General features: G+C 36.2%; 18 protein-coding genes and 1 pseudogene. 3 read left to right on the top strand and 16 right to left on the bottom strand.

Translation table 11 applies throughout. The features are described 5' to 3' along the window. The first annotated feature begins 548 nt into the window (after positions 1-548). Positions 549-2,201, top strand: a complete 1,653-nt coding sequence (locus tag AC1DIV_RS18735; protein WP_477577170.1) for a PucR family transcriptional regulator — start codon at positions 549-551, stop codon at positions 2,199-2,201. A gap of 333 nt (positions 2,202-2,534) precedes the next feature. Here the strand turns inward: AC1DIV_RS18735 and AC1DIV_RS18730 are convergent, their stop codons facing one another. The 13 genes from AC1DIV_RS18730 to AC1DIV_RS18670 all read right to left on the bottom strand — a co-directional run bounded on the left by AC1DIV_RS18730 (position 2,535) and on the right by AC1DIV_RS18670 (position 18,889). Then, positions 2,535-3,785, bottom strand: a complete 1,251-nt coding sequence (locus tag AC1DIV_RS18730) for an allantoate amidohydrolase (protein ID WP_275730836.1) — start codon at positions 3,783-3,785, stop codon at positions 2,535-2,537. A 201-nt stretch (positions 3,786-3,986) separates the two neighbouring features. Continuing rightward, the gene (locus tag AC1DIV_RS18725; RefSeq protein ID WP_063596770.1) at positions 3,987-4,925 is read right to left on the bottom strand and encodes a sugar phosphate isomerase/epimerase family protein; all 939 of its coding nucleotides are present in this window, start codon (positions 4,923-4,925) and stop codon (positions 3,987-3,989) included. Between the two features lie 125 nt (positions 4,926-5,050). Beyond that, the gene (locus AC1DIV_RS18720; RefSeq protein WP_477577168.1) at positions 5,051-6,808 is read right to left on the bottom strand and encodes a thiamine pyrophosphate-binding protein; all 1,758 of its coding nucleotides are present in this window, start codon (positions 6,806-6,808) and stop codon (positions 5,051-5,053) included. Further along, positions 6,809-8,263, bottom strand: a complete 1,455-nt coding sequence (locus tag AC1DIV_RS18715; protein ID WP_477577166.1) for a four-carbon acid sugar kinase family protein — start codon at positions 8,261-8,263, stop codon at positions 6,809-6,811. 32 nt (positions 8,264-8,295) lie between these two features. Beyond that, positions 8,296-9,243, bottom strand: a complete 948-nt coding sequence (locus AC1DIV_RS18710) for a transketolase family protein (protein ID WP_053533981.1) — start codon at positions 9,241-9,243, stop codon at positions 8,296-8,298. Between the two features lies 1 nt (position 9,244). Further along, positions 9,245-10,069, bottom strand: a complete 825-nt coding sequence (locus tag AC1DIV_RS18705; protein WP_034314956.1) for a transketolase — start codon at positions 10,067-10,069, stop codon at positions 9,245-9,247. A gap of 273 nt (positions 10,070-10,342) precedes the next feature. Further along, positions 10,343-11,098: an IclR family transcriptional regulator gene (locus AC1DIV_RS18700; protein ID WP_053533978.1), complete on the bottom strand. Its 756-nt coding sequence runs from the start codon at positions 11,096-11,098 to the stop codon at positions 10,343-10,345. 167 nt (positions 11,099-11,265) lie between these two features. Beyond that, the gene (gene allB, locus AC1DIV_RS18695; protein WP_477577164.1) at positions 11,266-12,648 is read right to left on the bottom strand and encodes an allantoinase AllB; all 1,383 of its coding nucleotides are present in this window, start codon (positions 12,646-12,648) and stop codon (positions 11,266-11,268) included. 133 nt (positions 12,649-12,781) lie between these two features. Further along, positions 12,782-14,179 (bottom strand): NCS1 family transporter, encoded by a 1,398-nt coding sequence (locus AC1DIV_RS18690; protein ID WP_477577162.1) that lies wholly within the window; start codon positions 14,177-14,179, stop codon positions 12,782-12,784. Positions 14,180-14,515: 336 nt separating this feature from the next. Continuing rightward, a complete protein-coding gene (locus AC1DIV_RS18685; protein ID WP_323597855.1) occupies positions 14,516-15,181 on the bottom strand; it encodes a GntR family transcriptional regulator in 666 nt (221 codons plus the stop codon). A 500-nt stretch (positions 15,182-15,681) separates the two neighbouring features. After that, positions 15,682-16,212 (bottom strand): thiol peroxidase, encoded by a 531-nt coding sequence (gene tpx / locus AC1DIV_RS18680; RefSeq protein WP_477577160.1) that lies wholly within the window; start codon positions 16,210-16,212, stop codon positions 15,682-15,684. A gap of 148 nt (positions 16,213-16,360) precedes the next feature. Then, positions 16,361-17,278 carry a class II fructose-bisphosphate aldolase gene (locus AC1DIV_RS18675; RefSeq protein ID WP_477577158.1) on the bottom strand — a complete coding sequence of 306 codons (918 nt, stop codon included), beginning with the start codon at positions 17,276-17,278 and terminating at the stop codon, positions 16,361-16,363. A gap of 306 nt (positions 17,279-17,584) precedes the next feature. Then, a complete protein-coding gene (locus tag AC1DIV_RS18670; protein ID WP_323597852.1) occupies positions 17,585-18,889 on the bottom strand; it encodes an MFS transporter in 1,305 nt (434 codons plus the stop codon). A gap of 714 nt (positions 18,890-19,603) precedes the next feature. Between AC1DIV_RS18670 and AC1DIV_RS18665 the strand changes: the two are divergent. Next, positions 19,604-19,796: pseudogene (locus AC1DIV_RS18665) on the top strand (IS5/IS1182 family transposase); the annotation flags it as partial. Positions 19,797-19,950: 154 nt separating this feature from the next. On the opposite strand, the gene AC1DIV_RS18660 reads toward AC1DIV_RS18665, so the two are convergent. Continuing rightward, the gene (locus AC1DIV_RS18660; RefSeq protein ID WP_153246179.1) at positions 19,951-20,091 is read right to left on the bottom strand and encodes a hypothetical protein; all 141 of its coding nucleotides are present in this window, start codon (positions 20,089-20,091) and stop codon (positions 19,951-19,953) included. A gap of 591 nt (positions 20,092-20,682) precedes the next feature. On the opposite strand from AC1DIV_RS18660, the gene AC1DIV_RS18655 reads away from it, so the two are divergent. Then, on the top strand, positions 20,683-21,906 hold the full coding sequence (locus AC1DIV_RS18655; RefSeq protein WP_445670110.1) for a chromate transporter: 1,224 nt from the start codon (positions 20,683-20,685) through the stop codon (positions 21,904-21,906). 333 nt (positions 21,907-22,239) lie between these two features. Here the strand turns inward: AC1DIV_RS18655 and AC1DIV_RS18650 are convergent, their stop codons facing one another. Beyond that, positions 22,240-23,598 carry a glycosyltransferase family 2 protein gene (locus AC1DIV_RS18650; RefSeq protein ID WP_063596761.1) on the bottom strand — a complete coding sequence of 453 codons (1,359 nt, stop codon included), beginning with the start codon at positions 23,596-23,598 and terminating at the stop codon, positions 22,240-22,242. Between the two features lie 729 nt (positions 23,599-24,327). Next, positions 24,328-25,227 carry a carbon-nitrogen hydrolase gene (locus AC1DIV_RS18645; protein WP_340874971.1) on the bottom strand — a complete coding sequence of 300 codons (900 nt, stop codon included), beginning with the start codon at positions 25,225-25,227 and terminating at the stop codon, positions 24,328-24,330. Positions 25,228-25,242 lie beyond the last annotated feature (15 nt).

Here is a 25,242-nt window from a genome sequence, read left to right as displayed (position 1 = left end):
AAGGCTCTTTTCGTAAAGRTTGTTGTTTTTAAAACGAAACTATTTAAGGTTGATTGGAGCGGAAGTGCGAGACTCCTGCGGGAGCAGCGGGACAGGTGAGACCCCACAGGCGTTTACGCCGAGGAGGCTCACCGCCCGCCCCGCGGAAAGCGAGCACCTGGAGGGGAAATCAACCACACTGCACTACTTCGTAAATAGCAACAAAGTATGCGAAAACAGCCTTAAACAAAAACAATATAGATGAACGAATGCGAGCATCGTACCTGAGAAAAATGATAGAGAACTGGCGGATTGTATACGCTTCAAAATATAAATATAGTTTCTAAATATAATAAGAACTTGGGATTTATGGAATGTAAAAAAAAATCTTGAAAACAGTTTCATTAACCTTCAATCCTCTATACAATTGATTATAAGCGGATTCATTCACAAAATCATTATGCTATGTAAACAATTTCCATTTAAATTTTTGTCCAAATTTAACAAGATTCGTTTGCTTCCCTTTCTAGTAATAAAAACTGACAAAATGTAGAATTAGAAGGTGTATGATGAAAAAGGTAGAAGATTTATTTATCGTTGATGTGTTTCAAGAAGCCAAAATTATTGCTGGACATGCCGGACTTAAAAGGAAAGTAGAATCAATTGAGATTTCAGAAACACCAGATGCCATCAATTTTTTAGCTAAGAACTCCCTATTATTGACAACAGGATACGCTTTTAAAAACGACCCTCATGCATTATGCAATCTCATTTCCCAAATTAATGAACTTCCATGTGCAGGGATTGCCATTAAACTTAAAAGATTCATTGATAAGATCCCGCAGGATGTAATCGAATTGGCTGACTCATTAGAATTTCCAATTATTCAAATTCCAGAGACATTAACTTTAGGTGCGGTTGCTCATCAATTATTAAGCTTTATATGGGATAACCAAATTGAAGAGTTATTCTATGCGATGCATATTCACAAGGAATTTACCAATATGATGATAAAAGGCTACAGTCTGAATTCTTTAATTGAAAATCTTGGCTCCCTATTAAAATGTCCTGTTCTCCTACTTGATCCTATTGGTGATGTGACATCCTTTTCTCATCATTTTCGTACAGGAAATATGAAAATCGTTATGAAAAATGTTCAAGAACACATTAAACGTGATATAGAAACATACCTAGAGAAAAACCAGCTCACAATCGACATCCAAAATACGGGCATTTCTATAAAGATGTTTCGGGTGAAAACAATGCGTCCCTATCCCTATTTTCTATTAATTCTTCACCATGAGAAGCTTTCATACCCATCATCACAATTAGCTATAGAACAAGCATCAACAGTCATTTCATTCACGCTGCTTAAAAACGAGGCTATTAGAGAAAACAGTCGTTTGTTAGAAAATAACTTTTTTGCTTCCCTTGTTGATGGAAAGATTTCTAACAAACAAGAAATTATTCATAGGGGAAAACAGCATGGCTTAATCGACAATATGAAATACGTATGCATTGTATGTAAGATTGATGATGATAAACAAAACGCTTTACAAAAAAGTGCAGACATAATGAATAGATTATACGACTATTTATATAAATTTTTACATAAATCATTTTTAAAAATAGATACTAACAACATCGTTTTTATGAAAGATGGATATTTTGTTATTTTGATGCAAGCTCCTCTGAATATTAATGATTCGATTAAAAGCATAATAGAAGAAAGGCTGAAGGAATTCCAGAATGAGGCTTATTCAAATCTAAAAATTTCGTTGTCGTTTGGAGTTGGTAACTTTTCTAATGACCTTACCTATATCCACCTTACATATGAAGAGGCAGTGGAAGCATGGACAAATGGGGCTGAACTGTTTCAAAATAAATTTATCAACTTTTACGAAACCAAGCAATTAATCGAACTGATTCGGTTAATTCCCGAAAAAGATTTAAAAAAATTTTATGAAAATACTTTACGTTCTCTATCCTACCCGAAAAATAAAGATGAAAAAGACTTAGTTAATACCTTATTGGTATATTTGGATAATAATTGTGAACTTGCTATTACATCCAGGAAACTGTTTGTTCACCGTAATACCGTTAAATACCGAATTGCCAAATGTGAGGACATGTTGAATTATTCCGTTCATGATGCCAAAAACTCACTTCATTTACGTATAGCTTTACTCATGAGTTCAATTTTCAGGGGTAATAGTGATTAATAAGTTATTGTAATCACTACTAAAGCAGATATTGACTGAAGGTAACTGCCCACGCAGACAGAGATCAATATAAAGAGTAAATCTCGACTTTATTTTCTGGAGTGTCTTGGATTATGGAGGAATCCAGGAATTTCAGTGGCTTTTTTATGAACATACAGAACTCCTTTTATTACATTGGATCATTGTCGATACTCATGACTGTTTCATCGAATGAAGGATCTTTGTCCTAAAATTGAAATGTATTCATTTTGAAAAAACTCGTGATCCGATACAGTCGGATCACGAGTTTTTTGTAAGTTCTCTTTTAGTTGATAGCCAAAACTTATTAGTTCCTCAATATTGGTTTGTGGCTATCTTAATCACTGTAGAGTAAAGGACTCTAGCTCCTGCACCCATATCTTCTACAGTCACGAATTCATCAGGGTGATGACTAAGACCATCTTTACAACGAACGAAAATCATTGCAACATTCGTTACATCCGCCATAGCCATTGCATCGTGACCAGCACCGCTTACAAGACTGATAGCACTGCCATCCAGTTCGCTAATGGACTCCTCGATTACTTTAATCAATTGTTCATCACAGTATACAGGATCGGCTTCCATGACCTGTTCAAAATGAATTTGGAGTCCTCTAGCTTTTGCTACTCTTTCACTTTCAGTTAATATGGCATCAATGGCTTTTTTCTTACGATCCACATTTAAATCACGGATATCCAGCGTTCCTGTTACAAGGCCAGGTATTACATTACTAGCACCCGGACTTACAGTAAGTTTTCCGATGGTCGCCACTAATGGTTCATTTTGGATAGCGATGTTCTCAATGTAGGAAATGAGATCACTAGCTCCTAAAAGCGCATCTTGTCTAAGGGCAACAGGAACTGTTCCTGCATGTCCAGGTTTCCCGATAATTTCAAAATAGAATCTTGTAGCACCAGCAATCCCACGAACTATGCCGACAGGTTCATTCTCCTTCTCAAGCACAGGCCCCTGTTCGATATGAAGTTCCAAATAAGCGAGAAGTTCTTCTGGAGTACGACTAGCGTTTTTATAAGCATATGGGTCAGCAATACCAATTCCTTTTAACGCTTCAGCAATTGTTATTCCTTGTTCATCTGCTCTTTCTAAATCTTCAGCAGTAAAAGTTCCTGCAATCGCTTTACTACCAAGGAACGTTGAGTGAAACCTTACTCCTTCTTCATCACAAAAACCTACCACTTCGATTGGATTGTATAATATAATGCCATTATCCTTAAGAGTTTGAACAACTTCGATTCCAGTTATAACTCCTAAAATACCATCATATTTGCCTGCTTCAATCACGCTATCTAAATGTGAACCAATCATTAAAACTGGAGCTGTAGGATCTTTCCCTTCATAACGTCCGATTATATTATTAAGAGCATCTTTTCTTACCGTCATCCCAGCTGCTTTCATCCACTCTTCAACTAGACTTTCTGCTTTTAAACTTTCCACTGTGAAAGGTAGTCTAGTGACACCAACAGATGTGGATGAACAAGCTGCAAGTTCTTCGGTTCTAGTGTTGATTCTTATAGCATCAACATCCTTCTGAAGTTTAACCAATCGATCACTTCCCTGCCAATTTAATCTCTAAGAAAAATTTTTGTTATTTAAATCCAGTTACTTAATGCAAAGTCATATTAACACCTTATTTAGTCGTTGCTCAATAGGGATTCTGCATGATAAGCTAATTAAAAGTTAGATTAAACGGTGACAAGCAAAAGCACTTGTCACCGTTTAATACATATCGTACATATATATAGGCTAACTAACTAAACGCCCTTTTTTCGAATGTAATAATGACCATGCATCAACGAGTGTACGTTTTGACTGTGCAATTACAATATCAGATGATTCTGTACCGACAGGTTTTACTTCAAAAGCGACTATATTCTTTATACCTTCACCGATGTAACCAATTTCTAATAGAGATCGTAAATACTCCGCTAATTCAGGAACATCAACTTCACTTCCTGGATATCCGAAACGCGGATGCTGATCGCCGTATGCAGGATCAGAAGTATCTTTAATATAGCAATTTCCGATATGGGCATGGTTAATATAATCACGAGCTACCGTTAATGCATCATGAGACGTTTCACGTTGCATTGGTAAATGACTTAAATCAAGCATTAAACCGAAAGTGGGATCTACCTTACGAACTTCTTTTGCAACTTCAACAGCAAGTTTATTCGAACCGATTAGACATTTCTTATCAGTCTCATCATCAAATGTTTCAAGTGAGAGTACTAAATCACCTTTAGATTTTGCATAATCGCATAATTCTTTGATAGAATTCGTTAGTAATTGTAAGGCAACATCTTGTTGAGTATCTGGTTTAGCCCCACTTAAGAAACCAAGTTTAGCAGCATTTACTTCGTAAGCCTGGTCAATTCCGCCTTTTACTAAATCGATAGCCCTCCTACGCTCAGCTTCATCAAAAGAATTAAGGTTTCCTTTGTTTCTTAATAGAATCGGTTGTGCACCAAATCCTACATTCATTCCACCAGATTGTAAAATTTGAGCAGCCTCTTTACGTTCTTCAGGATTATTAATAGATGTAATTTCAATTCCAGAGAAAAAATCATCTTGTACAATTTTCTTAATTGTTTCAACAGCTGGGCCATCTCCACCCATTGTTTCCGGATAAGCCATAAAGTGAACAATTCCGACTTTCATAGAATTATGAAGATTTGCTGACATTGTTTCGCCGATTTTTCGGCTTCCCTCCTTTAATAAACCCATTATTTAAGTACAGTCAATATGTTTTTTGAAGCAATAGGTTATATCCCATTGCTTCAAAAAAATCACTTCCATAAAGATGGTTATTATTTAGAATAATCAATTTTTTCAGAGTATTTGAAGCCGTTAAGTGCACCGTTATTAGAGAATTCACATGCGTTCTTAGGATCTGGATCAACTATAACTTCGATTAAATATGGTTTACCTGAGTCTACTGCACGTTGCAGAGCTGGTTTGATATCATCATAATGTGTAACAAGCTCACCACGAACACCCATACCTTCAGCCGTTTTAACAAAGTCGATTCCTCGCTCTTCATTATCACATAATTCATTTTTGTAAATTAAGTCCGTAGAAATTTGACGTTCATTATAGAACCAGTTTTGTTGTTGACGAATTAATCCCATTAATGAGTTATTCATACAGAAAATAATGACCGGAATATCATGCTTTGCAGCTGTAGCAATATCTTGTAATGACATCCCTAAGCTTCCATCACCAAGGATGTTTACACTTTGTCTTTCAGGAAATGCAAGTTTCGCTGCCATTGCTGCACCAAGGCCCCAACCCATTGTCCCCGCACCACCAGTTAATAAGTATGTTCTTGGTACATACGTTTCAAATAATTGAGAGGACCAGATTTGGCTGATACCGCAGTCATGTGATATGAAGGCATCGCGATCTAAGAATTCACGAAGCTCTCGCAATGCACGCTCTTGTCTGATTGGAAGTGTTGTGTAATCCGTTTTACGTGCCCATTTCTTACGCTCTTCAGTTAAGTTAACTCTAGTACCTACTTCGGCAGTTGCAGCTACATGAGCACCAAGTGCTTTATGGGCTTCTGCAAGTTTAACCATGAAGGTTTTAACATCAGAAACGATACCTAAAATCGTTGGTACAACTTTACCAATTTCCTTATTATCAAGATTTACGTGGATGATTTTCTTACCGTTTTGTGTGAATACCGACACATTACCAGTTGAACGATCAGCGAAACGTCCGGCAAGGTTGATGACTAAGTCAGCTTCAACAATTGTTTTGTTACCGAATGGAGTATCAAGCATCGTTCCCATACGTCCAGCGAATAAAGGGTGATCGTTAGGGAAAGTATCCATCCCCATGCCAGAAGTTACTACAGGGATTTGCAGTTCTTCAGCTAGCGCTTTCAATTCAATGGTAGCGTTTGCAATGTTGACCCCTCCACCAGAAAGTAAGACCGGTCTTTTAGCATCTTTTAATAATTCCAATGTTTTCTCTATATCAGCGTCAGAAGCTTGTGGTAAGTTATCGACTGGAGTAGAACCGATAAGCACATCTAAGTCGACTTCTATTTCAACTTTTTGTTGATCAACTGGTAAATCAAGAAGAACTGGACCTTTTCGGCCAGTAGTAGCTGTTACCCATGCTTCATGGATAAATTCAGCAGCTTTCGAACCGTCAGTTAAACGGTACGCAGCTTTCGTTACAGGCTTTGCCATTTCAACGATAGGCGCTTCTTGGAATTGCATGGTTCCAATTAAACTATTTTTTTGTTGACCGGTAATGGCTATCATTGGAATGGAATCCATCCATGCACCGTAAAGGCCAGTTAAGAAGTTGGTTCCGCCAGGACCTGATGTGGCAGCACATACACCCACTTCACCAGTTGCTCTTGAATAACCATCAGCCATGAAAGCACCCGTTTGTTCGTGACGTACAATATATGATTCAATTTTAGTTAATTCTTTTACTGCATCATAGAATGGTAAAATTGCAGCTCCCGGTACACCATAAACATGTTTCACCCCTCTTTTTTGTAAATACAAGGCAATTAACTCAGCAGCTGTCATTTTTTGTTTAGCCATTTATATCTCTCCCTTTTGATCCTTTTTTATATTTTCAAAGATTTGAGCAATTGAATCTTTATCACCAACGTTGCCTGGAAATACGATATAAGGTGTATCTTTGAACTTAGCTTCACTTCCGGTTAACCATACTGGAACACCGGCGATCGCTTGCCCTAAAATTTTTGCATATTTAATATCTAAGCCGTCAGTTGCCACATCACTCGAAGTTATACCGCCTTTTGCCATGATGAATTTCGGCTTTACTTTTAGTGAGCGAATAACTTTAACTAAACAACTTGAAACAGTTTGACTAATCTTTAAGTTTTCTTCCTTATCTTTCGCACTAATTAAATCTCTACTCGTATATACAAGCGTATCGCGATTAGAAGAAATATTTTGATCTACTAATTGACATACTCGTGTTAGCTCTTCAATTCTTGTTTCTTTATTTAGAACTTTCACAACATTCATTTCGATTTGTTCAATCGGGTATTTATTCATTAGTTCCTTAATTTGTTCCGTAGTTTTATTCGTGTGAGAACCTACTATAATAAAGCCACCATTATTTTGGCTTTCATCATTTGAAACAATCTCATTAGCTGATAAATATGGACGATCCTGAATTCCCGCAATCGATTTTACAATAGATGCTGCAGTTCTAAACAAGAATTGCTTGCCAGAATCAATTGCTTTAAGGACAGCTAATGATACGATGTCTAAATCATAGTAAGATTTAGCATTTACTATAATAGGAGTATTATTGTTAGCAGATAGTAAAATCTCATAAACTCTATCAATGCCGCCTTTATGAATATCTTCCAGTGAAATGATCAATGCTGACTCTGAAGCTACGCTTCCATTTGTCTTTTCTTCAATCCATTTCGGCAAATTAGCGGTTTTGAAACCGAAAACGGAATCATTCGCAAATTCTGTTTCATTTACTGGGACAAGCTGGCCTTCCATACCTAAATAATGAATATTATCTATGGTGTAACGATGTGCTTCAAAAAAAGCCGGAATGATTAAATGACCAGAAATTTGTACATCAGCAGTTTTTAATAATTCATCTTGGAGCACATTAATTTCAAGTGGATAATGCCCTCTTAATGTTGAGTCACTTCTACTGATAATTGAATAATTGATTCCCATTTCCTTAGTAACGTCAACAATGTTTTGGACAATCTCCCTATTGATCTTTTCCGTCTTTTCTGCATTATAACTTCTTGTGTTTGTTAAAATATAAAGTACACTTCTCTCATCAGATAATCCTTTTTTAATCCAGTCTTTTCCCCAGTCCGTGATGACAAAAATATCATGTACCGTTTGGACACCGGTTGGATCATCATCTAAAACGATAAACTTATGTTTTGTTTGATTTAAATGTGCTTTGATTTCCGCACGGAGGCTGTCATCCGATTTAGAGAAGAGGTCTAAAGTATCCTTTAAACTTAGATATTGGGTTGCGTTTGACAAAAACCCTCCCCCTTTCATTATCTAAAATGTGATTAGCTAGTTACTCTATGCCCTAATAATTCATTTGCAGTAGAAATAATACGGTGTGCTCTTAATTCAAATAGATCAAGTAATTCATCCATTTTTCCAGAAACCCCAAAACGGTCATTTGTACCGATTCTTCTTAATATAGCTGGTTGGCTTTCCGACAATACTTCAGCAACAGCACTACCTAATCCACCTATAATTGAATGCTCTTCAACTGTGATGACATGTTTTGTTTTCGCAGCAGATGCAATAATGGCTTCTTTATCAATAGGTTTAATTGTATGGATGTGTAAAAGTTCTGCGCTTACACCTTGCTTTTCCAATTCACCTGCCGCTTTTAGTGATTCATCAAGCATTATCCCAGTACTGATGATTGTAATATCAGATCCTTCACGGTATTTAATTGCTTTACCTATTTTGAATGGTTCTTCTTTTTTGGTAACGATCGGTACTGGTAATTTGCCAACACGGAGGTAAATTGGTCCTTCATGGTAATAAGCAGCTTCTACTGCTTTTTCCATTTCAACCGCATCAGCTGGAACAATTACAGTCATACGTGGCAGTGATCGCATTAAAGAAATATCTTCAAGCGGTAAATGTGTTGCACCTTCTTGAGCAGCTGATGTACCAGCGTTATGACCGACAATTTTCACATTGTTATTTGAATAACAAACTGAAATTCTCATTTGATCAAATGCGCGCCCAGTAAGGAAGTTTGCATAAGCATTGGCAAATGGTACTTTACCCGCCACTGCCATACCGGCTGCGGTACCTACTAAATCACATTCAGAAATACCGATGTTGAAAAAGCGTTCTGGAAATCTATTTTTATATAGATTTGTCATATTCGATTTTGCGCAGTCCGCGTCAAGTACCACTAAATCGTCATGTTTTTCTCCAAGTCTAATTAGTGCATCAGCAAAACCTTTACGTGGTGCTTCTTGATTTGCCATCTTAAGCCAACTCCTTTAAAGCGATTTCTAATTGCTCATCATTCGGAGCCATTCCATGCCAATCATGGGTATCTTCCATAAATGAAACTCCCTTGCCTTTAACCGTATGAGCTAGAATTGCAGTAGGTCTACCTTTAGTGCGTTTAGCTTCTTTATACGCTTCATTAACTGCATGAATATCATGACCATCAATTTCAACAACGTGCCAACCGAAAGCTCTAAATTTATCACCAAGATTTTTTACACCTTTTACATTTTCAACAAAATCATCAAGTTGAATTTTGTTCCAGTCGATAATCGCACAAACGTTATCAAGATTGTAATGTGCAGTTGTCATTGCCGCTTCCCATACTTGACCTTCTTGTAATTCTCCATCACCTATCATGCAATATGATCTTCTATTGCTGCCATCCAGTTTTGCAATTAATCCAACGCCATTAGCTACCGATAATCCTTGACCAAGTGATCCTGAAGATATGTCTACACCTGGAATATGCTCTCCACATGGATGTCCATGTAACCTGCCGTCAACATCCCTGAAGGTCATTAACTCTTCAACCGGGAAGAAACCTTTTTCAGCTAATACTGAATAAAATACAGGTGTACAATGCCCCTTAGATAAGAAGAAACAATCTCGGTCTTGCCAATCTGGGTTGTCAGGATCAACATTCATATGTTCAAAAAATAGGACGGACATTAATTCAGTTGCCGATAAAGAACCACCGGGATGACCACTTCCTGCATGGTTCGTCATTTTAACTATGTGCCGACGAATTGTTTTCGTTAGATTATTATAAAATTCGCCTTTCTCTTTAGAAAAATCCACAATTTACTCCTCCTTTTAGTCGCATAATAAGCAACGCAGTTTCATTAAATGATTAAAAAAATAAAAATAAGTAATTTGTTGCTTATTAACTAACCTTGTTTCTTATTTTGATATTATCACCGTTTTTTGAATATTTCAAGTATTTCACCATTAAATTTTTTATAAAAATTTTCGTAGGACAAAACACCAATGTTCCTATTCGAAGATAAACTTGATTCAATAAATTTCCACAAAAAAAGAATTGGTCTTATACCAATTCTTTTTCACATTAATTTAATTATCTGTATAACCAAGCCTCTTGGAAATCTTTTTACCAATATCCATTATAATTGGTTTAATTTCAGTTAATCTTTCTTCAGTCATTCGGATGCTTGGTCCTGATATACTAACAGCAGCGGTAATTTTCTTCCGATTATCAAAAATTGGCGCTGCAATACAGGTGATTCCTTGTTCATTTTCTTCAATTTCCCTACCAATACCTTCGTTCCTTATTTTTCCCAATTCTTTAAAAAAGGATTCTTTATCGGTAATCGTTTGTTCAGTATGTTTTGGTAAACCATGCTTGTCAATTATATCTACGATCTCATTTAATGGCAGATGGGCCAAGATTACCTTCCCAACTGCCGTACAATGCATTGGGGCACGTCTCCCTACTTGTGAATGTGTTCTAAGGGTTTCACTTCCCTCAAGTTTTTCAATATAGATTACCTCTCCTTGATCATATACGGTCAAGTGGATCACTTCATTAATATGTGATTCTAACTCTTCCAGAAATGGTTTAGCTTGAGTTCTCAAGTCAATAGATTCAAGCAGCATCGAACTTAATTCTAAATATTTATAGCCTAATCTATATTTTTTAGTTTCAGGATTTTGTTCGATGAATCCATGATCTACAAGAGTACTTAATAATCTGAATATAGAGCTTTTATTTAAATCTAGGTTGGAGGCCAGCTCAGTAACCCCAATCCCTTCTTTACGCTTGCTCACTAATGAAATAATTGTTAATGCCCTATCTACTGACTTAACCATTTATATTAACCTCCGATTAAATCCTATATTACTGATCCTGTTTCTTTATTTTACCACAAGAGCAATACCCAGACATAATACCAGTCAAAAAATAAACCAAAAAAGAAGGTATGACGCCATTAAGGGCAACTAAAGTGCCCTTTTGGGTCAACCTTCTTTACATAACTTTATGCTTGTACGAAACTATTTTTTGCCGAAATGAACTTCCCAATTGGATGACTTACAATCCCTTTCTCAAAATCAAATACTAGTTGTCCTCTTACAAACGTTTTCGTCACTCGACAGTTAATCTTTCTTCCAACATAAGGGCTATGTTGATGACGGTAATACAAATCTTCTGGCTGAATGGTGTATGATTTATTTGGATCAAGAAGAATGATATCAGCGTCATAGGAAACTTTAATGCTTCCTTTATTTCTTAAGTTGAATATTTCTGCAGGTTTTGTCGCAATCATCTTTGAAAAATCACTTACAGAAACCCCACGTTTCTTAACAGCCTCGTCAAACATTAAATCAACATTATTTTGGCAGCCACTAATCCCTCCCCACACATCAAACATATTATTCGTGTTGCTCTGCTTCATTTCTGGAGGACATGGGGAATGGTCTGAGGCCAGGATATCAATTTTCCCTTCCTTAAGAGCTTCCCATAATTTATCTTGTTCTGTTTTAGTACGAAGCGGTGGGGCGCATTTCGCAACTGGTCCTATCCTTTCAAAGGTTTCCATATCCAACGTGAAATAGTGAGGACACGATTCTATCGTAACCTCTTGGCCTAGTTTACGTGCTTTAAGGATTTCTTCAACAGCCTCTTCACTGCTAATATGAACAAAATGTAATTTGCATCCAGTCTCTTTCCCCAATAACAAAGCACGTTTTACAGCATCAACCTCAGTAAAAATGGGGCGGGACTCTACATAATCTCTTGCTGTTGTCTGCCCTTGTTTTTTCTTTTCAATTGCCAGTATATCAGTAAGCTCTGCATTCTCAGCATGTATAGATAAAATATGCCCCAATTCCGATAGTTTTTTCATACCTTGATATAGAGTATAATCATCAACATTTTTAAAATCTCCAATTTCCTCACTGCCACATGTTGCCATAAAACATTTGAAGGCCACAACGCCTTCGTTAGAAAGGTCCTCTAAATCTTGGAGATTATCAGGAACTAATCCACCATACAAAGCATAATCAACATACGCCTTATTTTCAGCAGATCTTAATTTTAAATGCAGTGAACTCTTTGTAGTCGTTGCCGGCAAAGCGTTTAATGGCATATCTACAAATGATGTTGTCCCTCCTGCAGCCAGTGCTTGAGTTCCTGTTATAAACCCTTCCCACTCGGTTCTGCCTGGCTCGCAAATATGGACATGGGCATCTATCATCCCAGGCATGACATATTGATGAGCAGCATCTATGATTTCAGCAGATTCTCCGGTTATTTCTTTTGAAATTTCTGCAATCTTACCATGAAGTATACCGATATCTAGTTGTTCTACTGTATTTTCAATTACTACATTTCCGTTCTTTATAATTAAATCAAACTTCATTCTCCCAACCCCCTTTTTTCAATTTTCAGTATATTTACATTATACAATTGCCTTGTTCATTTCCTCCTCAGATTGCATCAATCCATGATAAATAGACAGAGAGAATAGCCCCCGGAAACATAGAAATACAAGTCTACTTTTCAAAAATTGTACCCTTTTTGAATTTTGAATCTTTAAATGCAAATTTCATCAAAAGCAAATATGCACTGCCTCCCACAACAACGCCGATAATCCATGCCAGCTCCACTTTCAAACAGGCTGCACCGGCGCCGATTAGCAATGCAAGCACCGCTGCTGGATTATACCCGGCAAATGGACCGTCTTCCTTATACAAATCTGCAACATTCACCTTTTGCTTTCTTAATATATAATATTCGACTAATAATATAGAAACAATCGGTCCTAAAAATGCGGAATATATAAGAATGAAGATTCCAAGACCCTTTGCCGAAGAATCCTGCACAAGAACCCAAGGGAATGAACAAAATGCAAGCAGTCCGGTTATGGTAACTGCAGGTTTATATTTCATTTTTGTAAGCAATGTAATAACATAGGTTGGCGGAATAATATTGGCAACCATGTTTACTGCCACCGCACCCAAAACAATGAATGCGGATACAAAGAGGGTAATATACGAGTTATCCACCACGACCGCAAATGCTTTCACAGGATTGTTGATGCCGGTTGCGGAAGCAAGCATTCCACCGATTGTAAGTGTCAAGCCGTACGCTGTTAAAATAGGAAGAAAGTACAAAAACCCGCGTTTTTTGTCGCTAATACCGGTTTTTAGCTCTCTTGAATAGTCCGCTGCACTTAAAAAGATAGCCGCATAATTTCCCATAAACATCATGATCAATGCAAAGAAAGGTAAGCCCCATGATCCTTCTGCATGAACCCATTTTTCTGCAATAACATCGCTATAGGAGGTAAGTAGAACGCTAAATACATAGAGAAGCGCAAGTACAATAACAATAGACGCAAGCGTTTCCACCCATTTAATGGCATGGAATCCATACAGCGAAAGCCCAATTTGCACCAATTGCAGCACGACAAAGCAAATGGCAACATTATCAAAGGCGCCGCCCGTCATAATCTTCGCAATTTCATTTAAGGCAGTACCGCCAATCCAACTTTGAAAACCGTACCAAACGATGGCTGGAATACCGCGCATCAGTGATGATATTACGGAACCTTTCAGCCCAAAGGACATTCTAAGCTGTACAACATATGGGATTCCCGTTCTGTACCCGAGCCTGTCATTTAAAGCAAAAACAGTTGATATGATACCAATTGCCATGATAGCTGCGGTAAATGTCTGAAAGATGTTTAACGTAGCGATTCCCGCTACAATCATACTGGCTCCAAGCGTCATATTACCTAGATTAACACCGTCACCAACCCACATGAAAATATAGTCTACCGGACTTACCGTCCTACCTTCCTCGGTTTTCGGATTAAGTGATTCATCCACACCCGTATCATGTTGGATCTGCGTTTCTTGTGGAACGTAATTTTCTAAATTTGTAGACATGATACATCCAACCCCTTTTTTATTGTTTGCCGCATTTTAATGCATTGGTTAACAAGTTAGGTCTTAGATGTTTGCCAAGGCTTTGATATGATACAAACTTCCCTTCTAAGTGGTCTTTTCTGTTCATCATTCACAGGGATTTAAAATGCGAATTTGTTTTGTAAAACTATTTTCCATTATCACCCGATGTATCGTCGCGCATTAAGCAACGGCGTTTCTTTAAAAATGTAAAAAAACACATCACAACACTTTAAATTTGAAAATGCTTTCGAGACTGTATCACCTCCTTAAAAACCCTATGGTAAGCGCTTTCAATAACTGTATATCAAATTACAATTAAAGAAATATATCTGACAAGGAAGAAGAGATCTGTAATTCCTCATTAAAATGCAGGTTCGACTCAATTTCACTAAGATGAATGAGAGATAAGCGTTCTGCAAGATCACCATCCCTTTGCTTAATGGCATTAAAAATTTGCAAATGATCGTGAGAACCACATGTTTCCATTTTACCTCTTCCATATATTGCTATAATCACATAAGTTAGGGAAATTAAGTCTTCCAGATATTGATAAAAATACGAATTCCCTGCGATTTCAGCTATTTTCAAATGAAAATCCCCAGATATTTTTAAAGATTCATAAAAATCCAGACTACCATAAATATGTCGTTCCTCTTCTACCAGAGTCTCTAGTTCTTTTAATTGTTGCTCGTTATAGAGGCTGCATGCTCTTCGCACTGCTTCCCCTTCTAAGATTCTCCTCATTTCAAATACTTCTTTTGCTTCTTCAATTGTTGAACAGGAGACAAAGGTACCTTTATGCTCTTTAATTTTCACTAATTTTTCATATTCCAATCTGCGCAGAACATTTCGAACAGGGGTACGGCTTACGCCAAACGATTCAGCAAGATCCTTTTCTATGAGTTGCATATTTGGCCGAAGCTTTTGCTGGATAATAGCTTGCTTGATTTTTTTATAGATATCCATTTCTAAACTATTCAACACTTTATACCTCCCCTCAATGAAGAATTCAAAATTGAATGCAGTATTGTATACAATACTGAGTAAAAAAATTTGAACTGGATGATTGTACTAAATTTTATAAACCTGATCATTTAAATTAAGTTGTTTAAAATGCTTCAATCTGTCTGTTTTCAAAGAACATTGCCAAAACTCAAAAGATCTAGTTACTCTTCCTGCCCCTCAATAAGCAACACCGTTTCAATCAATTAGTAAAATATAACATTTTATTCTATATTACACTTTTTTATACTATCACCACTAATTTAGTTTTTCAACGAAAAGTTGTAAAATTCAGAATATTACTATCTCCCCACCTCACCACCCCATTATTACATATAGGAGAAGAGGCTGACCTTGTGTATGTGTAAGGCAGCCTTTCTACTGAGAAAAAAAGATTTTAATGCAGTAACATTTTACTTCTTAGGATTAATGAAAAACAATATGCGTTCTTTAAATCATGAGTATATTGCTTACTTATATCACTTTTCAACTTTTATAAATGACTTAATTGCTTTTATAGCTGCTTCATAGTTCGGATGTTCCGTAATTTCCGGAACGTATTCAACATACTGTACGACATCATTTTCATCTACAACGAATACTGCACGGCATTCTAAACGATGTTCCTTTATATATGTGCCATAAGCTGTTCCAAATGACATCTTAAAATGATCTGAAAGGGTTTGGGCTTGTTCTATTCCTGCTGCTCCACACCATCTTTTTTGTGCAAATGGAAGATCTACACTAATTGTTAACACTTCTACATCATTTCCTAGATTGCTAGCTAATTGGTTAAATTGCCGTGTTTGTGCGTCACATACTCCTGTATCAAGAGAGGGAACACATGAGATAAGGCGGACTTTCCCTTTTGAATCTTCAAGTGTAACTTTTGAGAGATCGTTTGCTAACACTTCAAAATTTGGCGCTTTATCCCCAACACGAATTTCACTCCCAATCAACGTAACTGGATTGCCAGCAAATGTTACTATACTTGATCTTTCTATAGACATATTATTTTTCCTCCTATTACCTTAGCAATTCTTCTAAAAAAAGTTATCTTCAACGATAAGCAGTATAGCCATAAATTATGTGGTTAAAGGGTTTATCCATGTGTCTAAAATATGGGGTACTGTTCAAAGGTTGGTATCATATTACTTCTTAAACATAGTAAGAAGCGCTATCACTACTTATTAAAAAGTTTTCAATTTTTTCTTGTACTACGTTCTGAACTGCTTCTTGGACTAAAGTCAATGTTTCAGTCGGTAGTTCCGACCACTCTTTTTCTGTAACATGAATTTCTCGATTAAGAGTTTTTATCATCATATGTTCTAAATCTGTTGCAATATTCACTTTACTGATTCCACCATTAGGAATTTGAATTGCATTCTTTATCATCTCTGAAGGAGTGCCTGAGCCGCCATGTAACACTAAAGGTACAGATGTTAATGCACGAATTTCCATTAAACGTTCAATATCAATTTTTGGATCTTTAACGAGATAAACCCCATGTGAAGTTCCGACAGATACCGCTAATGCATCAATACAGGTCTCTTCAACAAACTGCTTTGCTTCTTCAGGCTCTGTAAATAGCTCTTCATCAACGTCGGTTTCAATAAAGTCGGTTGTCCCTATCTTGCCTAATTCAGCTTCTACAGTTACGCCTTTTGAATGTGCATACTCAACAACCTTTTTTGTTATCTCAACATTTTTCTTAAATGGTTGCTCTGATGCATCAATCATAACGGATGTAAAACCAACTTCGATGGCTTCTGCAATTACATTGAAATCCTTCGTATGATCTAAATGTAACACAGCAGGGATCGTAATATTCTCCTCTTGGATCACACGATAAAACTCTCGGCTAAATTCCGCTAAATTAATTCCATATCGTTCCTGCTCCCTCTCAGAAGTTTGAACAATAACCGCAGATTTCTTTTCTTGTGCTCCTCTAAGTATAGGAGCTATCATCTTTGTAGCTCTTGGGGTAAACGAACCGACAGCAAATTGATTTTGCGTAGCTACTGCAAGTACCCTAGTTAATGAACTAACATTGTTTGGTTTTAAATTTACTTTCATTCATTCAAACTCCCTTAAAGATGATTTAACTTATTTCGTTCCTTCATGCCCTTTCTGTTACCTAATAAGCAACATCGTTCTCTTTTAATTTTAATTACTTTTCTGAAAATTTCAACATTTTTTTTTTCCTCTTTCTTACCCACTATCTGAAAAAAAGCGTCTGCATTTCTATGTACGAGGATTCGGCATCTGACAGCCTCTCTTATCAACAAGCGCTTTCTGAATATAATGCTATTACCATGTAAAAAAACATTCTCAACAAAGATAAGTGAATCCATTTACTTCCTGATAAATCGGCAATTCAAATCAGGCTTCCACTATTGTTTCTGAATTTAATGAATTTTCTTTTTCGGTATTATTGCCAATCGTAAGGGCAATAATTGCTGCTACAATGATGGCTGCAATCATTAATATGAAAGTTGAATTGTAAGAACCACCGCTGCTTTCAATCATATAACCCATTAATAACGGGGCGATAAATCCTGCAATTGATCCGAAACAGTTAACAGTAGATGAACCTGCAGCCATTATTTTCGCTGGAAGCGTGTCAACAACCAGTCCCCAGAATGCTCCTTGAGCTAAGAACATGAAGAATGCTGCAACACATTGATACGTAATGACCACTGCAGTGGAAGTAGATTGAAGCATTAATAATAAGGCCAGCCCACTAATTACAGCATTAGGGATAAACACCCATTTCCTCTTTCCTTTAACTTTATCTGACAAGTACCCACCAAGAATAATGGAGACTGTACCTACTAAATACGGTAAGGCACTGAAAATGCCAGTATCCATTAAAGAAAGCCCTCTAACATTTATCAGATAAGATGGAAGCCAAGAAGTGAAGCCCCAGAAAGTAATATCAAAGAAGAACCAAATGAACGCCATTTGCCATAAAATCGGTTTTTTAAATAGTTCCTTAAAGGAAACTCCTGAGTTCTTCTCTTCATTCGATTTTTCATTCTCAATGTCTTCCTCTAATTCTGCAAGCTCTTCTTTCGTCATTTTAGGATGATCTTTCGGATTATCTTTGAATTTAAACCAGATATACAGACCGAGTATAATGCCCGGAATACCCATTACGATAAAAACGGTACGCCATCCAAATGCTCCAATAATTGCTGCAGCAGCAATAGCAGCAATAGCCGGTCCTAAAGTATTAACTGTTGACTGAATTCCAGTAGCTGTTCCTCGTTGTTTACTGGGAAAGTAATTAGCTATTCCTTTATAAGCAGCACCTGGTAAACATGCCTCACCTAAACCGAAAACGAATCGAATAAGTAACATAAGTGGATAAGAAAAAATAAAACCAGTCAATGATGTGAAAATTGACCACCAAACAATCGCAATGCTCATCACACGACGAAAGCCAAATTTATCTGATAACATCCCGCCCGGAATTTGGAACAGTGCATACCCCGCAAAGAAAATACTTAACAGTAACCCTTGAGCTGTTGCCGTAAGATTAAGATCTTCACCAATATATGGCAATGCAATAGTGATTACCATTCGGTCCAGGAAAGAAAACAGCCAACATAACCATAATACGAATAAGACAGTATAACGAACTTTCCATTTAGATTTCTTTTTCAGCTGCAGTTGTTTGTTCATTAAACAAAAACCTCCTGAATGATTTCATTTCCATCATGTAAAGTTGTGCCTTTTCTAAACTAGTTACGGTGTTACAGTCTAAAACACGGGACATTACCAACTGATAACCCTTATACAAGCGCTTACATTTCTTCCATTCCACATAATAAATCATTAGCATACATCGCCATAACTTTTATCGGTGATGTAAACTAATTTTATTACATATTATTTCCCGTCCAATGAAGCACTTCAAATCATCTTTCTCACCCCCCTTATTAATAGATAGGAAGAATATTAAAACTGAAGATGTTTAATCAACACTACTAGTTCCCTAATAAGCAACACTGTTCCTTTCTATAACCAAAAAATTTTGTATAAAAAGAATGATTAGTTATGTCGAACTGTATAACAATCATTGTACTGATTTTTTGTTTTAAGGTACTAGGGAAGAAGGCGTCGCCATAGACTTTATTTCCTAGATAGAATCTTTAGTCCCTTCATCATTGGTTTTCGTTGCTTATTAAGAAACTCAGTTTCACCAAAAAATCAATATCATCTTATTTATAATATTCTTACCTGAAATGAATTCTAACATGTGCATGAACCACTTTCAAGAAAATTCTGAATTTTTAACCCTTCCCCCTCAAGTTTATGGCACAGCCTTTCTCTTTTACTAGTAATGTAATAGTAATTGATATTTTATTGCTTTGATTTTATAAGATCAGAAGAACTTATAAAACACCAGCAATTACAAGCTGCTTATTAAGCATACCGGCTTACCCTATACACGTCCTCGAACAAAAGAAGGGTTCTTTCGCAAACATGACCATTAATACGATGAACATTTTGAAAGTTACCTTCGTCTTCGGGCGAGCTATTAAAATGCTCAACAACAAATAAAGAGGGTCATCGCGAGAATAAATCGCCAACAACATCTGTGCAACATGCCGAGATTAAAAATAAGCGCTAAAAACACATGACAAAACCCCACCTGTTCCCATAGCAACTGGTGGGGTTTCTAACTGGCTTCTACATCTACATCAACCGGGAGGTCCATCTTTGCAATCACGTCCTTTCGTTTAAACGGCTAATTTACTGTATTCATCCAACTGATCTTTAGTTAAATTTTTGATGAAATGGTCAATGTTTATCGACTCGATTTCATACCTTTCACAAATCTTTAAATAACTTTCATAAGCTTTATCATAAATGTTCATCATCTAGATTCCTCCTTCTGTTATATAACAATAAATTTAACTTATTAATAATATATAACAACCTTAATTTCCCGTCAATGCATTTTTCTGAAAATTCGGTAAGAATTTCATTCTCTTAGTATTTCCCATATTGATCTTAGCTAACCGTCTCACTTAAAAAAAGTAGTACGCTAAGTGTTAAATAACTCATCTTTTTAAATACTGCTTTTTTTCTCCAAAAGTAAAGAAGCTGCTGATCAGCTTCCGGTAATGAACTTCATTATGGATTTACCTAAACATTAAGGGCGATAAATGTTTCCATTTTTTGATAAATAATGTTAGGTTGAGCAAATATTAAGAGTGTGTAAATTAATTGTTTGAATTAGAAACTAAATATTTATAAATAGTATACTTCATTATAGATAATCGACTTTGGTCTTTGGATGTTCTAAGAACTAAAATGACATGGATAAACCGTCAATTCAGGTACTTTATACACAATGGAATCTGATGGACTTTTAATAAATGAGGAACGAAACGTCGATGGGAAAATAAGAAAATTATTAATTCGACCACTGAAAAAGGAAATATTTATGGAAGCCGGAAAGAAAGCTTATGAACTTAAATAATAGGAGGACTATTTTAGTGAATCAAAACAAAACAAACAGAAGTTTAAAGTCACTAATTGAAATACTATTAGTTTCAACAAGGCTTGGTTTAACATCATTTGGTGGGCCAATAGCACATTTAGGTTACTTTCATGATGAGTATGTTAAACGACGAAAATGGATGGATGAAAAAAGCTATGCCGATTTAGTTGCTTTGTGTCAATTCTTGCCTGGTCCAGCTAGCAGTCAGGTTGGAATTGGAGTCGGAGTTATGCGGGGAGGTTTCTTCGGTGGAATTTTAGCTTTCCTTGGTTTTACACTGCCTTCGGTGATAGCGTTAGTAATATTAGCATCATTTTTCAAAGGAATGGATGTTTCAAATGAAGGCTGGATCCACGGATTAAAAATAGTAGCTGTAGCAGTAGTTGCACACGCCATTTTGGGGATGTCAAAAAATTTAACTCCAGATATAAAGAGAAAGACAATTGCATTAATAGCCTTGGTTGGGACCTTGATTTGGCAGACTGCCTATGTGCAAGTTGGTATTATAATACTGGCCGCATTTATTGGTTTTCTAATTTATAAACGACACGACGAAAGTTATGAATCTAACGTTCATTTTCCGATTTCGCGTGGTGTCGGTTTTGTTAGTTTAGTTTTATTTTTCGGATTACTGTTTCTACTTCCAATATTACGAGAGGTTACTTCATCAAATTGGATTGCTCTGTTTGATAGCTTTTATCGGTCTGGTTCTTTAGTGTTTGGTGGTGGACATGTAGTCTTGCCATTGCTTGAACGTGAATTTGTCCCTACTGGCTGGCTAGACAAAGAGGCATTTCTTGCTGGATATGGTGCAACACAAGCTGTACCAGGACCATTATTTACGTTTGCAGCGTACATAGGTGCCGTGATAAATGGATGGCAAGGTGGCTTATTAGCAACAATTGCTATTTTCTTACCTGCATTTCTTCTTATTTTAGGGACATTGCCATTTTGGGACACATTACGCCGTAATCCTAAAGTAAAAGGGGCATTAATGGGAGTAAATGCAGCAGTTGTAGGCATCTTGATTGCGGCTTTTTATAATCCCATTTGGACCAGCTCCATCTCAGCTCCTATAGACTTTGCTTTTGCTGCCATCTTATTTAGTATGCTTGTGTACTGGAAATTGCCTGCTTGGTTTATAGTGATAATCGGTGCTACTGGAGGCTCACTTATGACGCTAATATGAATCTTTATTCATTTATCGTTTCACCTTTTCACCTTGTTCATTATATATTTCCTACGGAACTAACCTGCACCGTTAGTTCAAAGGCTCCCCTAGTACAACCCTATTATTGAAATAAAATCCCCATTAGTTGCATTAGAAAAAGCTACGACAACGAAAGCTACAATCTTCATTTAAAGCTACAGCTGAAAAAAATAACCGCCCCCTTTAAAGGGCGGTCTTCGAGAATTTTGCTAAATTAATCTTTCTATAAACGCAATAATTGGCATTTAGATGCCTAATTTGACATTTTAAAAAAGCAGTATGTTGAAACAGAACATCAGGCGAGATTTCAAACTATGCTGCAGATTTTGAATCAGTTTGATAATTTCTTCCTGTTCGAGCAACTTTATTCCAGTCTTTGTTAAAGAAATAAGCAATGCTCCCATACATAACAATATACAAAGTTACAAATCGATAGACAAATATATCAAAAATAATTGTAATAAATAATCGATATCTATCTTTCTTCTGAAACGTAAACCCGTAATGCTTACCCATACCAATTGCCACCAAGTCATACGTTAAACTAAATAAAAAAATGTAAGACAAATAGGTAAATATATAATAAGGAGAGAAAGTAGGAGGGTTTAAGGTACTATTTATCACAAAAATACCTGTCGTAACATAAGTACCGATGGTCCCTACTAGAAAAGATTCGGCTATGTAGAAAAAGGAAACCGGCTTAGTGAAAAACGTTTTCCAAAAAAAGGATCTAAAATGGATAAAACAATCAATAAATGCTTTTTGCCATCGTATGCGTTGCTTGATAAAATCCTTCCAGTTCTCAGGTAATTCTGTATAACAAACAGCTTCCGGTACAAAAACAATCTTCTTTTTTTTCTGTCCCGATATGTACCTATGAATGCGCAGTGTTATATCAATATCTTCTCCTATTGTTGTACGATATCCTCCTACATCAACAAGAGCTTGTTTTGTAAAAATACCAAATGCTCCGGATATGATAGCTAATGCACGAAAGCGTGCAAGAGATACTTTAGTAATATAGAATGCTTTTAGGAAATCCAACATTTGGACACGAACTAGCATATTTGTATGAAGTAAAGACAAGTCTCTCAAAGGATTAGATGTTTTTGTTTGCAAAACGTGCACCATACCACCTGCAGCAACTACATCCTTATCCTCAAATGTGCTGTTAACAATTGATAAGGCCTGTTCTGTCAATATGGTGTCAGCATCTAATGTTACAATCAAACTTTGGCTAGAATATTCAATACCTGCATTTAAGGAATCAGCTTTTCCCCCATTCTTTTTATCTATAACGTAGATATTAGGATAAAGTTTGGATTGATAAAAATTTTCTACTTTCATATGGGAAAGCTTTCTAAGTGCAGATTTTGAACATGGTTTTAACTTTAGAAATTTATGAAAGAGATTCATAGTCTTATCATTTGAACCGTCATTGATATAAATGACCTCAAACTGTGAATAAGATAAGGATTTCATACTCTTAATGGAGGTTTCTATAATTCCCTGTTCATTGTAACAAGGGACTAGAATACTAATTCCTTTTTCCTTTTCAAGATTTTGTTTTATCCCTTCGTTTTGTTCACGAAACCAAGGTAAACAATGGAACAAATGAAGTAAAGAAAAAACAATTGATAAACAGAACAAAAATACGATAAAAATACCCAATAAAACAATCCTCCTTAAAAAAGAATAGCAAAATAATATTGCTTTCTCTCAATATAATTCAAGAGGAATTTGGCTTTTTGAGGGTAAATAAGAAAAAGGATATATACTCCACGTATTTCAGGGAAATCTAAAACACTTAATGGATTCTTTTTTGATACTATTTTAGCGGTCTTCCTATAAAAAAATCCCTGTTTGGGAATTATCTTAAAATATAAAAAAGTACACCTATTAGTCATCTATAATAAACTAATAACTCCACCTAAAATTTTTATTTCCTCAGAATTTTTTTCCTTGTTTTTATACTTATAAACCTGTTTTTTTTGAACTTTGATAAAACTGCTTGTATTAACAAAAACGCTATACCTTTTAAGGCATAGCTCTCAGTAGCAAAAAAGAAATGATAGGTAGTCCCACCTTCTATTTCTTTTAAATATATTCCGCTATAATCGACTGAACCCCATTATCTCAATTGCATAATTTGTTACGCAGTTAGCAGAAACGGTTATTATTTTACTAATGTATTCGCCTGAACATAAACAACGTGTCCACCAACAATCGTTCGTTTAAATTTCAGGCGAAGTATACCAAATTTTGAGAAGAAGGATTGCACAGCCTTAATTACGATGTGGTAAGCGTAAAATAAGACAGCAATCCCTACTTTTAAAAAACAGAATTAGCTTGATGGGTACGGACCTCCCAAGAGAAAACACATGCATTATTTTTTAATGACTATCTAAACAGCGCTTTGTTTGTTCCCTTTTTTGAAGGGGGTGGGGTCGGTAGTATTTCTTTTTGTAATATAGGGCCGTATGTATCGACACGACGGTCTCTAAAGAATTGCAGAATTTTTCTAGTCTCTTCTATTTCTTTTAAATCAATTTCTTGGACAATAATTCCTTCTTCCTCATCAAGTGAAGCTAAAATATTCCCGAATGTATCGCTAATGAATGAACCGCCGTAAAAATTCATGTCCTTTTCCTGGCCCACTCGATTTGTCGCAGCAACAAATACACCATTAGAAATGCCATGAGCGGAAATTGCCTTTTCCCAGGATGATCTTGTTGATATCTCGGGATGATCTGGCTCTGAACCAATAGCAGATGGATAGAATAATATTTCTGCACCTTGTAAGCTCAAAATTCGGGCAACTTCTGGATACCACTCATCCCAGCAAATCCCAACTCCTATTTTTCCATAAGCCGTTTCATAGACAGGATATCCAGTATTGCCTGGAACGAAATAATATTTTTCATGATACTGGGGACCATCCGGAATATGATTTTTTCTTGTAATCCCTAAACATTCCCCATCAGCATCAAATACAGCTACACTATTAAAATAAATACCAGCACCTGCTCTTTCGTAAAAAGGGACAATCAAGACAATGGCCAATTCCTTAGCTAATTCACCCATTGCGGCCAATGTACCACTATCTACATCTTCTGCTAAATCATAATTTTTCACGCTAACCGTTTGCGGAAAATATTGCGAAGAAAATAATTCCTGTAAGCAAACGATTTGTGCACCTTTATTTACTGTTTCTTTTATTTTCTCTATCGTTTTTTGAATATTTTCCGCAATGAATTCTCCGCAATGAATTTGAATAAGCCCAACTTTCACTTTTGACATTTTTCTCACTACCTT

It is taken from the genome of Peribacillus sp. 05N428, from assembly GCF_056397085.1.
The sequence above is the reverse complement of the archived record's forward strand: the minus strand, read 5'-3'. Positions and strand labels throughout refer to the sequence as shown.